This is a genomic window from Mesorhizobium sp. SP-1A (genome assembly GCF_032460275.1).
In the GTDB taxonomy this organism is placed as follows: Bacteria; Pseudomonadota; Alphaproteobacteria; order Rhizobiales; family Rhizobiaceae; genus Mesorhizobium.
This window is the reverse complement of the sequence record NZ_JAVXZD010000004.1, coordinates 519,078-532,622: the sequence shown is the minus strand read 5'-3', so window position 1 is coordinate 532,622 and position 13,545 is coordinate 519,078. Positions and strand designations below refer to the sequence as shown.

The following is a 13,545-nucleotide window of genomic DNA, read 5'->3' as shown; positions in this document are numbered from 1 at the left end:
AAATGGCGGCGCACGCTTTCCATCGCACCTTGCGCCGGCTCGCGCTGGCGGCGGCGCTGCTTGCCGGGATCGCCCCGGCGGGCGCCGAGGAAACCGTGCTCATTCCCGCCCGCGTCATCTATCCGGGCGAAACCATCAGCCTCGCCATCCTCAAGGAGGTCACGCTGGCCGCCGGGCGCCACAAGCCGGAAGCCGTCGCCACCGAGGCGCGGGAACTGGACGGCAAGGTGGCCAAGCGCACGCTGCTGCCCGGCCGCTACATTCCCAACGACGCCCTGCGCGACGCTTGGCTGGTCGAACAGGGAGCTTCCGTGCAGGTCTTGTTCGTCGCCGGCCAGCTCACCATCTCGGCCACCGCCGTCACCCTCCAGCCCGGCTCGGCCGGCGATCTGGTCAAGGTCCGCAATCTCGACAGCGGCAAGGTGTTCTCCGGCACGGTGATGGCCGACGGCACCGTCAGGGTCGGCGCCACATGAAGACGCGTGCGCTTTCCTTTCTCGTCGCGGCCGCCTTGTGCGCCCAGCCGGTGCTTGCCGACGGCCTGACCGCCAAGGCCAAGCGCGAGATCGCCGCCAGGAACGGCGGCGTGCTGGACGAGCCTTCCTACGACGGCGCCACGGCAAGCCGCATGTTCGAGGTCGCCTCGGCGCCGAGTTCGCTGCCCCCCGGCCAGGTCGCCTCGCGCATCAAGGACCTCGCGCAGTTGCAGAGCGCGCGGGACAACCAGCTCGTCGGCTACGGCCTCGTCATCGGCCTGCAGGGCACCGGCGACAGTTTGCGCAACTCGCCTTTCACCGAGCAATCCATCCGCGCCATGCTGGAGAACCTCGGCATCGCCACCGAAGGCGGGCGCGCGCGGGCCAAGAACGTCGCCGCCGTCATCGTCACGGCCAACATGCCGCCCTTCGTGCAGTCGGGCGCGCGCATCGACATCGGCGTTTCCTCCATGGGCGACGCCACATCGCTCCAGGGCGGCACGCTGATCATGACCCCCCTGAAGGCGGCCGACGGCGAGATCTATGCCGTGGGCCAGGGCCCGGTCATCGTCTCGGGCTTCACCGCCCAGGGCCAGGCCCAGCAGGTCACGCAAGGCGTGCCCACGGCGGGTCGCATACCGAACGGCGCCATCGTGGAGCGCGCCGTGGAGGCGGAATTCGGCGACCAGCCGGTGCTGACCCTGCAACTGCGCAACCCCGATTTTTCGACCGCCGTGCGCATCGCCGACGCCATCAACGACTACACCCGCCAGCGCTTCGGCTCGCGCGTCGCAGCCGAGCGCGACGCCCGCACGGTCTCCATCAAACGCCCGAAAAGCATCTCGGCGGCGCGCTTCTATGCCGAGATCGAGAACCTCGTCGTCGGCGCCGACATGCCGGCGCGCGTGGTGGTGGACGAACGCACCGGCACCATCGTCATCGGCAACCAGGTCAAGATCTCCCGCGTCGCCATCAGCCACGGCACGCTCACCGTGCGCATCACCGAGGCGCCGCGGATCGTGCAGCCGGAGCCCTTCTCCAGGGGCGAGACCGCGGTGGAACCCAACACCGCGATCGATATCTCGCAGCCGAACGCCCGTGTCGCCGTGCTCGACGGTCCCGACCTGGAGACGCTGGTTTCCGGGTTGAACCGTCTCGGCGTCAAACCCGACGGCATCATCGCCATTCTGCAAGGCATCAAATCGGCCGGCGCGCTGCAGGCCGATCTGGTTCTCCAATAGGCCGCGCCGATGATCGCGTCTCTCATCTTCCCCCGCAGCAAGCTTCCCTCGGCAGCCGTCCTGTCGCTGCTGGCGTCGCTCGCCCTGGCGCTGCCTGCCGGCGGCCAGCCCGTGCGGCAGGTTTTGCCCGGCGCGCCCGAGGCGCCGCAGGAGCTCGTCCGGGAAGCGCCGCAGGAGCTTGTCCGCGAGACGCCGGCGGTATCGCCCGAGGTTACCGGAACCACGCCCGCCCCCGCCCAGGAAAGCGAGATCGAGCGCTTCTGCTCCAACATCGCCGACGCGGCCCGCGACCGCCGCTATGCCTTGCAGGCGGCCGAGCTGCAGCAATTGCAGACGGCCGTCGACAAGCGCATCGCCGCGCTGGAGGCGAAGCGCGCTGAATATGAGGAATGGCTGAAACGCCGCGAGGTGTTCCTCGCCCGCGCCGAGGACAGTGTGGTCAAGATATATGCCGGCATGAAGCCCGATGCCGCCGCCGAGCGGCTGGCTGGCGTCAATGTCGAGCTTGCCGCCGCGATCCTCATGAAGCTGAATGCCCGCAAGGCCAGCACGATCCTCAACGAAATGGACAAGAAGGCGGCGGCCGCGCTCACCGGCATCATGGCGAGCGCCGCACGCAGGGTAGACCCGTCATGATCCGCAAGAGCCTGATCCTGCTCGCCGCCGCTGCCGGCCTGGGCGGCTGTGCCGCCGACCTCAAGGAAGTCAATCGCGAACCGGCGATGTCGCCCGTCGGCGCCGGCATCGAGCAGGGTGCCACCTCCGTCTACCGCTATCCAGAAACGCCGTCGGCGCCGGTCAAGCGCTTCTCGCTGTGGGACGACCGTCAGAGCCGCCTGTTCACGGACCCGCGCGCGCTGCAGGCGGGCGATATCCTCACGGTCAAGATCAAGATCAACGACCGCGCCCGCTTCAAGAACCAGAACGACCGCAGCCGCACCGCCAACCGCACGCTGGGGCTGGCCGCCGATCTGGGCTGGGACAGCTACAAGACCGGTGGGTCCGGCAAGGGCAGCGTCGATTCCAAGACTGAGACCAAGGCCGACGGCGCCATCGAGCGTTCCGAGAGCATCGAGCTCAACGTCGCGGCGGTCGTCACGGACGTGCTGCCGAACGGCAACCTGATGATCAAGGGATCGCAGGAAGTGCGCGTCAACTACGAGCTGCGCGTGCTCACCATCGCCGGCATCGTGCGTCCGTCAGACATCGGCGCGGAGAACACCATTTCCTATGAGCGCATCGCCGAGGCCCGCATTTCCTACGGCGGCCGGGGACGCGTCAGCGAGGTCCAGCAGCCGCCCTACGGCCAGCAGGTCCTCGATCAGGTCCTTCCCTTCTAGAGACGGTCATGGCGGACGCAGCGGACACAAAAGCGAAGGGACCTTCGATCGTCGTGCAGATCGGCCTTCTGGCCGGCATGACCGTCGCCGCGCTGGGCGTGGGCTGGCTCGCGGGCAGTTACCTGAAGAACTCGCTCGTCCCGCCTCCGCCGCCGAAGATGAAGCACGACGCGCCCCAGCCGGATGCCGCGAGCTCGGCCGAAGCCGGAGCCGGAACGACGCTGGTGGAATTGCCCGCCATCACGACCAACCTCGCCGCGCCCACCGAGACATGGGTGCGCATGGACGCATCCGTCGTCTATGACGCGCCCCAGCCGGCCGAGACCACCCAGGCCATCCATCAGGACATACTGGCCTTCCTGCGCACGCTCAGGATGCATCAGGTGGAAGGGGCCAGCGGCTTCCAGCACCTGAAGGCCGATCTCAAGGAGCGCGCCGCGATCCGCAGCGACGGCCATGCCAGGGACGTGCTGATCAGGACTTTGCTGTTCGAATGAAAAAGCTTCTTGTTTCGCTGGCAATGCTGCTGGCCGCCGCGACGGCCGCCGCCGCGCAGCAGATCGATCTCGGCGGCATCGGCCAGGCGAGCGGCACGACCGTCGCCACCATCATCCAGATGTTCGGCCTGCTCACCGTACTCTCGGTGGCGCCGGGCCTGCTCATCATGGTGACGAGCTTCACGCGCTTCGTCATCGCCTTCTCGATCCTGCGCTCGGGCATCGGCCTGCAATCGACGCCGGCCAACCTGATCCTGATCTCGCTGTCGCTGTTCATGACCTTCTACGTCATGGCGCCGACCTTCGACCAGGCATGGAACACCGGCGTCAAGCCCTTGATGGACAATAGGATCAGCCAAAGCGAGGCGCTGGAGAAAATCTCCGATCCATTCCGCACCTTCATGCTGCGCAATGTCCGCGACAAGGATTTCGACCTCTTCGCCGACCTCGCGCGCGAGCGCGGCCAGCAGGTCTCGCGCGATACGGTGGACCTGCGCATCCTGGTGCCGGCCTTCATGATCTCCGAGATCCGCCGCGGCTTCGAGATCGGCTTCCTGATCGTGCTGCCGTTCCTCGTCATCGACCTGATCGTGGCCACCGTGACCATGGCCATGGGCATGATGATGCTGCCGCCGACGGTGATCTCGCTGCCGTTCAAGATCATGTTCTTCGTGCTGATCGACGGCTGGAACCTGCTGGTCGGCTCCTTGGTGCGCTCCTTCACCTGAACCGCCGGCCGCGCGGAATAATTTCCGTTAACCATACCGCTTATCGAATTGGCAGGAACTGCCCGCCATAGTCGCTGACAGATGGCGGGTGATCCTTTTCAGCGATCATTGGCATGATGCCCACCGCCATACCGGCCAGTCCGGCATGTTCCCCAAAAATACGTGTAAAAACGGGTACGTGTATCCATGTCTTCGATCAATACCAACGTCGCCGCGATGACGGCTCTGCAGAGCCTCGCATCCACCAACAAGAACATGACGACGACCCAGGCCCGCATCTCGACCGGCCTGCGCGTCGCCGACGCTTCCGACAACGCCGCCTACTGGTCGATCGCCACCACCATGCGCTCCGACAACAAGGCCAACTCGGTCATTCAGGATGCGCTCGGTCTGGGCGCCGCGAAGGTCGACACCGCCTACACCGCGATCAACAAGTCCATCGATGTGGTGGACCAGATCAAGGAGAAGGTGCTGCTCGCCAAGACGTCCAGCGCCGAGGATCGCAAGAAGATCCAGTCCGAGATCGCCACCTATGTCGCGCAGCTCAAGGACAATATCGCCGGCGCCAACTATGCCGGCTCGAACCTGCTGAAGACCGACTCGACCGATGCCAACAACACGAAGCTCACGGTGATGACTTCGTACAATCGTGACTCGGCAGGCAAGGTGACCACCGGCACGATCGATGTCGATTTCGGCAATCTTCGGCTGATCGACTCCAACGCGGCGGCAAAGGGCATCCTGGACGACAAGGGCGCAACCTCCGGCACGGCCATTCTCGACATCGACGTCACCGACGTCACCGGCGTCACCGGCTACGACGCGACCAAGGAAGGCGACTCGTTCGACAAGATCCTGACGGACGTCGAAAAGGCTCTCGGTTCGATGGCCACCGGCGCCGCCGAGCTCGGCGCTGCCAAGTCGCGCATCGACATGCAGAAGGACTTCGTCTCGAAGCTCTCCGACTCGATCGATCGCGGCGTCGGCCAGCTCGTCGATGCGGACATGAACAAGGAATCGACCCGCCTGCAGGCCCTCCAGGTCCAGCAGCAGCTCGGCATCCAGGCTCTGTCCATCGCCAACGGCTCGTCGCAGTCGATCCTGTCGCTGTTCCGCGGCTAAAGATCTTTTACTGACCAATAGGAATGGGCCGCGCTTCAGCCGAAGCGCGGCCCGTTTGCTTTGCTGCAGGTACTTCAACTTAATCTGATATTAACCATGAGATCCTACTCATGGTTAACCGGCCGTATCTGCCGGCGTGCTCCGCGAAGCGGAGGCATTGGATCAGCGAGGGGTGGCACCAGTGGCAAGCATTTTGACCAACGCATCTGCGATGACCGCATTGCAGAGCCTGAGCGCGACGAACAAGGCGCTTCAACAGACCCAGGGGCGCATATCGACCGGCTATCGTGTCGCCGACGCCGCCGACAACGCCGCCTACTGGTCGATTGCCACCACCATGCGCTCCGACAACAAGGCCAATTCGGTGGTGCAGGATGCGCTCGGCCTCGGCGCCGGCAAGGTCGACACGGCCTATACGGCGATGAACAACGCCCTCGACGCCGTTGAGAAGATCAAGGACAAGGTGCTGCTGGCAAAGACGTCCAGCGCCGAAGAACGGGCCAAGATCCAGAGCGAGATCGACACCTATGTCGCCCAGCTCAAGGACAGCATCGGCGGTGCGAGCTATGCCGGCTCCAACCTCGTCTACACCAAGGGCGGCGCCGGCCAGCCCACCGAGGTGAGCATCATCTCGGGCTACAACCGCGACTCCAGCGGCAATGTGACCACCAGCTCCATCGATATCGCGTTCGGCAACATCCGCCTGATCGACGCGGCGGTGACGCCGCCGGCGGCGGGCACCGGCATCCTCGACAAGGCCGGGACAGCGTCCACGAAATCGATCCTCAACATCGACGTTACGAACCTCACCGGCGTCACCGGGGCGACCGAATCCGATCAGTTCGACGCGCTGCTCACCGATGCCGAGAAAGCCCTGGGCAGCATGGCCGACGCGGCGGCCGAGCTCGGCGCGGCCAAGGCTCGCATCGACATGCAGAAGGATTTCGTCTCCAAGCTCATGGATTCCATCGACCGCGGCGTGGGCCAGCTCGTCGATGCCGACATGAACAAGGAATCGACCAAGCTGCAGGCGCTCCAGGTGCAGCAGCAGCTCGGCATCCAGGCGCTGTCCATCGCCAACACCAATTCGCAGAACATCCTGTCGCTGTTCAAGGGCTGATCTGCCGCAGACGCTCCTATGCCGATGGGCCGCGCCGCCAGCGCGGCCCATTTCATTTTCGCACAAGCTTCGCGCTCTAGTCTGATGGCGGGCAGTCATGCGGGAGCTTCCGAGCCGTGCCGGAACAGATCAAGACAATCATCTCCAACCTCCAGGGTTTCGGGCCGAAGAAGCTCGCCCTGTTGGGCGGCATCGCAGCGCTCGTCATCGCCGTCATCGGCATCGGCTCGTTCTATCTCAACAGGCCGGCCTACGAGACGCTCTATGTCGGGCTCGAGCGTTCCGACGTGAACCAGATCGGCATGGTGCTCGGCGAGGCCGGCATGAATTTCGACGTCGGCTCCGACGGCACGAGCGTGCTGGTGCCGGCCGGCACGACGGCCAAGGCGCGCATGCTCCTGGCCGAGAAGGGCCTGCCCACCAGCACCAATGCGGGTTACGAGCTGTTCGACAATGTCGGCTCGCTCGGCCTCACCTCCTTCATGCAGCAGATCACCCGCGTGCGAGCACTGGAAGGCGAGATCGCCCGCACCATCCAGTCGCTGGCCGGCATCAAGGCCGCGCGCGTGCACATCGTCATGTCCGAGCGCGCCAATTTCCGCCGCGAGGAGCAGCAGCCCTCGGCCTCGGTGGTCATCCGCTATGCCGGCATAGACGGCGAGAAGACCGCCATGTCGATCCGCCATCTGGTGGCGGCGGCGGTGCCCGGCCTTTCGGCCGAGAAGGTCACGGTGCTGGATTCGGGCGGCAATCTGCTCGCCGCCGGCGACGATCCTTCCAACACCAGCGCTGCCCGCGCGCTCGGCGTCGAGCAGACGGTGGAGGCCCAGATCGGCGACAATATCCGCCGCGCCCTTTCCGCCTATCTCGGTCCCGACAATTTCCGCGCCAGCGTCAAGGCCGACGTGAATACCGATACGCGCCAGACCGAGGAGACCATCTTCGATCCGGAATCGCGCGTCGAACGCTCGGTGCAGTCGGTTCGGACCAACGAGAACAACAGCCAGAAGCAGGCCTCGACGCCGGCCAGCGTCGAGCAGAACCTGCCCGAGGCCCAGTCCACCGCGACCGAAGGTCCGCAATCTTCCTCGCAGAACGACCGCAAGGAGGAGATCACCAATTACGAGATCAACTCCAAGCGCATCGCCACCGTCTCCAACGGTTACTCGGTCACCCGGATGTCCGTCGCCGTCGTCGTCAACCGGCAGAGGCTGGCGGCCATTCTCGGCCAGGACGCCAAGCCCGAGCAGATCGCCCAGCGGGTCGCCGATATCCGCAAGATGGTGGCCTCGGCCACCGGCTTCGATGAAAAGCGCGGCGACGTCATCGAGGTTTCCTCGGTCGAGTTCATCGACGGGCTGAACGGCGAAGCCGCCCCCAGCCCCGGCATACTGGACGCCGTCGGCCAATATACCGGCAGCCTCATCAACGCCGCCGCCTTCATCGTCGTGGTATTCCTCGTCGCCTTCTTCGGCCTGAGGCCCATGGCGGCGGCGCTTACCGCGCAGCCCGCACCGGCGATCGCGGGTCCGAGTTTCGACGAGGTGCAACGCTCGCTGCCCACGCCTGAATCCTCCGATGTGGCGGAAGCCGCCGCCACCCCCGCCCTGGCAGCGTCCGCCGGCCCCGCGCCCTTGGACGACCTGCGCCGCAAGCTCAGGCCCGCCCCTCAGGAGCGGCTGGCGCGCATGGTCGATCTCAACGAGGAGCGCACCGCGCAGATCCTGCGTAAATGGACCGCGCCGGAAGTCGCCGCCTGATGCGCACGGCACTGTTCGACCTGTTGCCGGATTTCGGCGAGCCGCGCATCAAGGCTGCGCCGGAGCCGGTTCATGTCAGGCGGCCGCAGCCGGCAGGGGTCGCCGAACCGCCGCCGGTGGACATCGACGCCCTGGTGGCGGCGGCGGTCGCCGATGCCGAAGCGACGCTTGCCGCACGTCTGGAGGCCAGGCACCGCGAGGAGATGGAGGCGCAAAGCCGCGCCGAGGCAGACCGGTCGGAAGCGCTGATGGCGCGGCTCGGCCGCGAGATGGGCGCCTCGGTCGCGGCCGGCATCGACGAGATGGAAGCGCGTCTGCGGTCTGCTATCGGCGATGCCGTCGCCCGCATCCTCGGCGGCCTGCTTGGCGACGACCTGCGGACGCGCTCGCTCGCCGCGCTGGCGCAGACCATCGGCGAGGCCCTGCGCGATCACGACGCCGCCCGGATCCGCGTGAGCGGGCCGCTTTCGCTTTTCGAGCCGCTAAAGGAGGCGCTGGGCCCGGCCTCGGCCAATCTCGATTTCACCGAGACGCCGGGGATCGACCTGACCGTGTCGGTCGATGACGCCCTCATCGAAACCCGCCTGTCCGAATGGGCGGCTGCCCTGACCGAGGTCCTGTCATGAGCGTCGCGGAAGGGGAAAGCCACCGGCAGGAAATCATCATCGTGCGCCGCGGGGGGCACGATCATGAAGAGGACCATCACGGCGGCGTCTGGAAGATTGCCTTCGCCGACTTCATGACGGCGATGATGTGCTTCTTCCTGGTCATGTGGCTCATCAACGCCGCCAACGACCAGACCAAGAATGCGGTCGCCAGCTATTTCAATCCGATCAAGCTCACGGATCGCAATTCCAGCCGCAAAGGCCTGAACGACGCCGGCAACGACCCCTCGCAGTCCGAGGCGAGTGCGGGCGGGCCGCAGGAAAAATCCACCGACGCCGGCCACAAGGGCAAGGGCGGCGAGGCCGCCAAGGCCGAGCAGAAGGACCAGAAAACCAAATCCGCCGAGAATGCCGGCAGCGCGGACCAAAAGCTGTTCGCGGACCCCTATGCCGTGCTCGCCGAGATCGCGGCCGACACCGGCGTCATGCAGAACATCAGCGCCAGGGGCGACGGCGGCGCACAGAAATCGGGTCCCGCCACCGGCGCTTCCGGCGGCGAATCCTATCGCGATCCGTTCGCGCCCGACTTCTGGTCGCAGCAGATGGCGGCCCCCCTCGCCGATGCCAGCGCGGAGCGGCCGAAGGTCGAGGGAGTGCCCGCCACGCCCGGCGACAAGACGGCCGAGGCCGACGCCCCGCCGGTGAAAGAGGTGGCCCGGCAGACCCCCGACACGGCGCCCGTTCTCAAGGAAGCGCCGCTGGAACCGCTCGCGAAGGACGCAAAGGCGGCTCCCGGCGCCGCGCCTGAAAAGCCGGCAGCGGCCGCGCGGCAGGCTGAAACCGCCAAGGCGAGCGAAGCCGGCAACACGCCGGACGCCGCCGCCCTGAAGGCGACCGCCGAGGTCAAGGCAGAGATCGCCAAGGCCTTCAAGGCGGACGACAAGATGGCGAAGGGCATTTCGGTCGAGGCGACGGACAAGGGTGTCTCCATTTCCATCACCGACCAGCTCGACTTCGGCATGTTCGAGATCGGCTCGGCCGTTCCCAGCCGCGAACTGGTTCTGGCCATGGACAAGGTCGGCCGCATCGTCAATGGCCAGAAAGGCAAGATCACCATCAAGGGCCACACCGACGCGCGTCCGTTCCGCAGCGCCACCTACGACAATTGGCGCCTGTCCACGGCGCGGGCGCACGCAGCCTATTACATGCTGGTGCGCGGCGGCGTGGACGAGCACCGCATCTCGGAAGTGGCGGGCCTGGCGGATCGCCAGCCCAAGGACGCGGCCGATCCGCTTTCCGCCGTCAACCGGCGCATCGAGATCCTGCTGGAGACCGGCGGATGAGCCGCCGCGCGCGGACAATCGGCATCGCCGCGCTGGTCGCGACCTTTGCCGCGACGCTGTCGCCGGCGCGGGCCGGCGAAACCTTGCAGCCCTACCAGATGGTGCGCTCGCTGCAACTGGTGCAGGACCGCATCGCGGCCGGCGACCACGCCGCGCTTCCCATGCAGGCCAAGCTTCTGGAGATGGCCGACGCCCGCTTCCGCAGCGCCGGGCAGGACGAGATGGGCCAACCGCGCAACCTGCACGCCCTGCTGGTCTATGGCATGAGCGGCGGCAACCCGACGACGGTCGCGGCCGCCACGGCGCGGCTCGGGCTGGAAGGCGGCGACCGCGCCGTCGCCGATGGCGTGATCGCCTATCTCAACGGCGATCCCGCCGGCGCCATGAATGCGCTGAAGGACGTGCAGCCCATGGCACTGCCGAGCGAAATCGGGGCCTTCGTGGCGCTGGTGAAGGGCTCGCTTCTGGCCGCAGAGGAGCCGCAGAAGGCGCTGGCCCTGTTCGATCAGGCACGTCTGCTCAGCCCCGGAACGCTGGTGGAGGAAGCGGCGTTGCGGCGCTCGATCCGCATCGCGGCCACGACGGGCGAGGCCGCCCGCTTTGCTCTGGCTTCCACGCAATATGTGGAGCGCTTCCTGCACTCTCCCTATGCAAGCCAGTTCGCCGACAGTTTCGTGTCTGGAGCCGTGGCCCTGAACCAGTCTGTCGGCGAGGCCAAACTGGCCGAGATCACCTCCATGATGGACCCGGAGCGCGAGCAGGTAATCTATCTGCGCATTGCGCGCCGCGCCGCCATAGACGGGCTGGCGGGCCTTTCCGCCTTCGCCTCGGCCAAGGCGGCGAAGGGACAAGGCCCTGCGGGGGTGGATAGCGATCCGAGGGCGCAGCTCTATGCCAGCCTGTCCGCCCTGACCACGGACAATGTCGACGAGATCCAGGCCCGGCTGAAGAACATCGACCGCGACCGCCTCTCCGCAAACGACCGCTCCCTGCTCGAAGCCGCGCAGACGATCACCAAGGAGGTGATAGCACCTCCGCCGCCCTTGCCGGCGGACACGGCAACGGCCCCCGGCAAGACCTCTCCCGCCTCCGCGCAGGCCGCCCCAGCGCTGGCGGAAGCGGCGAATGCCGCCGCCGCAGCGGGTCTGCCGCCGGTCGAAGGCGCGGTATCCGAACGCCCGGCTGTCCGGGCAGCCGGCACCCCGGCAACGCCTGTCCCCGCCCCAGCCCCACCGACGCCGCCGGCAGCCGGCAAGGCCGGCGATGTTGCCGTGGGCAGCGACGCCACCGACAACGCCATCGCGGACGCGCGGCGCAAGCTCGATTCCATCGACCAGATGCTTGGAGCCTCCCCCCAATGACAGCGGCGATAGGCCAGAACGTTCCCGTTGGCGGTCAGGCGAAAAATTCGCCTCGCCATTCAGCCGGCAGGCACGACGAGAAAGACACCGCATTTACCGACCTGCTTCTGAATGGTCCGCCGCGCAAGTCGGGCCAGCCCAGTCCTAAGCAGGTGGCGCATGCGGCACGCATGGACCCACCCCAATCCGGCAAGACCCGAGACCAGGACGTGCAGGAGGAGGCCAGCCCCTCCGACGACGACGAAAACGGAACCGCGCCCCTGCCGGATCGCCTGCCCTTGTGGACGGTGGTGCGCGGCCTGCACCCGAATTCGGAAGGACATGACGAAGATGCGAAACCGGGGAAACAGCCCGGCGCGCCCGAAGCCGATGCACCGGCGCAAGCCGGCCATCCCGCCCAGACCGTGATCGGACACCATTTCCACCAGATGGCCGGTCCGCGCCCCGTCACGACGGGCGCGATGCCGGGACAGCCAGCCCGTTCCACCGATGTCGCCGGACCTATGCCAACCGTGTCGGCGGCCGATCCGGACGCCACATCCGGAACAGGTCCTGAACTGCCCGATATGCCGGACATCGAGCTGAGTGTCCCGCAGAAGGAGGGAACCGCGCACGAGACGCAGCGCCCCTTGGCGGGTCCGCGCGCCGCCGCGCTCCAGAACACGACGGTGATCGCCGAACAGAGTTTCCCCGCGCCGGCAGCCGTTCCGCTCGGCCAGGCCGCCTCGCAAATCGCGAACCGGATTGCGTCCGACAGCGGCTGGCGCCAGACGGCCGCGGCGTCCGCCCCGTCCCTCCATGGCACGGCGGCCAATGCGGCTCCTGCCCACACACTGAAGATCGAACTGCATCCGGCCGAACTGGGAACGGTCACCGCAAATCTTCGCATGGCCGGAGAGCAACTCACGATTGAAATCAGGCCTGAGACGCATGAGGCCTATCGGAAACTGACCTCCGATTCCGAGACGATCGTGAAATCGCTCAGGGCCCTCGGCTTCGAGATCGACAAGGTCGCTGTCCTGCAACCCTCGCTGGCGACCGCTCCCGCCGCACGCGCCGACGGCACCGGATCGCAGGCGATGCAGGCAGGTCGCGACCAGGCGTTCTCGCAGCCCGGAACGGGCGGCGGCCAGGGCGGCCACCAGCCGGAAAGGAACCGCAATGACGACGGGCAGGATCATGGCCGCACTGCGCCGCAGCTGCGTGAGCGCGCTGACGGCGGCCTGTTTATCTAGTCTTGCGGGAAACGCGGCCCACGCCGCGGCCAACCCCTGCGAAGCCGAAATCCTGCGCGCCGCCGACCGCTACGGCATCCCCGCGGGCATCCTTTATGCGGTCGGGCTGACCGAGACCGGAAAGAAAGGCAGCCTTCAGCCTAACGCCTTGAATATAGAAGGCAAAGCGCTCTTTCCCGGAAGCAGGGCGGCCGCCCTTTCGGCCTTCGAAACCGCGCGCCGTGATGGCAAGACGCTGATCGATCTCGGCTGTATGCAGATCAATCATCGCTATCATTCCGCCAATTTCCGAAGTGTTTCCGACATGCTCGATCCGCACCAGAACGTCGATTACGCGGCACGCTTCCTGGCCAGCCTGCACGCCCGCCACCAGACCTGGTCGATGGCCGTCGCGCGTTATCATGCCGGCCCCGACAATGACCCTGCCCAGAAAATCTATGTCTGCCGCGTCATCGCCAACATGGTGGCCGTCGGCTTCGGCAAATGGACGCCGAACGCCCGATCCTTCTGCAACCCATAGGCGCATGCAGCCACGGGCCAATCCCACCAGTGCCAGCGGCTCCGGAAGACGGAGTCCGCCGTGCGGGCGGGACCCTGCAACCATCGCGATTCCTGACTCCCAAGAAACCAGTCACAAAAATTAAAAGATGTTAACAATTCGGCCCGGCGGCTACCCCATCGGCCAGGGGTTAATTCATCTGATTCGGAGGGCGGCCG

The 13,545-nt window shown here is 66.5% G+C and carries 14 protein-coding genes; all 14 read left to right on the top strand.

The annotated features are described in order from the left end of the window. Window positions 1–2: 2 nt before the first annotated feature. Window positions 3–476, top strand: a complete 474-nt coding sequence (flgA, locus tag QU595_RS20925) for a flagellar basal body P-ring formation chaperone FlgA (protein WP_315925473.1) — start codon at window positions 3–5, stop codon at window positions 474–476. Beyond that, entirely contained in the window at window positions 473–1,717 is a 1,245-nt protein-coding gene (locus QU595_RS20920; protein WP_315925471.1) for a flagellar basal body P-ring protein FlgI, read from the top strand. The genes flgA and QU595_RS20920 overlap by 4 nt, the downstream gene beginning before the upstream one ends. Before the next feature lie 9 nt (window positions 1,718–1,726). Continuing rightward, on the top strand, window positions 1,727–2,353 hold the full coding sequence (locus tag QU595_RS20915; protein ID WP_315925469.1) for a MotE family protein: 627 nt from the start codon (window positions 1,727–1,729) through the stop codon (window positions 2,351–2,353). Next, entirely contained in the window at window positions 2,350–3,057 is a 708-nt protein-coding gene (gene flgH, locus QU595_RS20910; protein ID WP_315925467.1) for a flagellar basal body L-ring protein FlgH, read from the top strand. The genes QU595_RS20915 and flgH overlap by 4 nt, the downstream gene beginning before the upstream one ends. A gap of 8 nt (window positions 3,058–3,065) precedes the next feature. After that, window positions 3,066–3,554, top strand: a complete 489-nt coding sequence (locus QU595_RS20905) for a flagellar basal body-associated FliL family protein (RefSeq protein WP_315925466.1) — start codon at window positions 3,066–3,068, stop codon at window positions 3,552–3,554. Beyond that, window positions 3,551–4,282, top strand: coding sequence for a flagellar type III secretion system pore protein FliP (gene fliP / locus QU595_RS20900; protein ID WP_315925464.1), 732 nt, complete (start codon window positions 3,551–3,553; stop codon window positions 4,280–4,282). The genes QU595_RS20905 and fliP overlap by 4 nt, the downstream gene beginning before the upstream one ends. 186 nt (window positions 4,283–4,468) lie before the next feature. Further along, window positions 4,469–5,404 (top strand): flagellin, encoded by a 936-nt coding sequence (locus tag QU595_RS20895; protein ID WP_315925462.1) that lies wholly within the window; start codon window positions 4,469–4,471, stop codon window positions 5,402–5,404. Window positions 5,405–5,585: 181 nt separating this feature from the next. After that, window positions 5,586–6,524, top strand: coding sequence for a flagellin (locus QU595_RS20890; RefSeq protein WP_315925460.1), 939 nt, complete (start codon window positions 5,586–5,588; stop codon window positions 6,522–6,524). Between the two features lie 116 nt (window positions 6,525–6,640). Further along, window positions 6,641–8,284, top strand: a complete 1,644-nt coding sequence (gene fliF, locus QU595_RS20885; RefSeq protein ID WP_315925458.1) for a flagellar basal-body MS-ring/collar protein FliF — start codon at window positions 6,641–6,643, stop codon at window positions 8,282–8,284. Further along, entirely contained in the window at window positions 8,284–8,910 is a 627-nt protein-coding gene (locus tag QU595_RS20880; protein WP_315925456.1) for a hypothetical protein, read from the top strand. Before fliF ends, QU595_RS20880 begins: the two co-directional genes overlap by 1 nt. Beyond that, complete coding sequence (locus tag QU595_RS20875; RefSeq protein WP_315925454.1) at window positions 8,907–10,232, top strand: MotB family protein; 1,326 nt, start codon at window positions 8,907–8,909, stop codon at window positions 10,230–10,232. Before QU595_RS20880 ends, QU595_RS20875 begins: the two co-directional genes overlap by 4 nt. Then, a complete protein-coding gene (locus tag QU595_RS20870; RefSeq protein WP_315925452.1) occupies window positions 10,229–11,593 on the top strand; it encodes a chemotaxis protein MotC in 1,365 nt (454 codons plus the stop codon). Before QU595_RS20875 ends, QU595_RS20870 begins: the two co-directional genes overlap by 4 nt. Further along, a complete protein-coding gene (locus QU595_RS20865) occupies window positions 11,590–12,828 on the top strand; it encodes a flagellar hook-length control protein FliK (protein ID WP_315925450.1) in 1,239 nt (412 codons plus the stop codon). The genes QU595_RS20870 and QU595_RS20865 overlap by 4 nt, the downstream gene beginning before the upstream one ends. Continuing rightward, window positions 12,755–13,348 carry a transglycosylase SLT domain-containing protein gene (locus QU595_RS20860; protein ID WP_315925448.1) on the top strand — a complete coding sequence of 198 codons (594 nt, stop codon included), beginning with the start codon at window positions 12,755–12,757 and terminating at the stop codon, window positions 13,346–13,348. The genes QU595_RS20865 and QU595_RS20860 overlap by 74 nt, the downstream gene beginning before the upstream one ends. Window positions 13,349–13,545 lie beyond the last annotated feature (197 nt).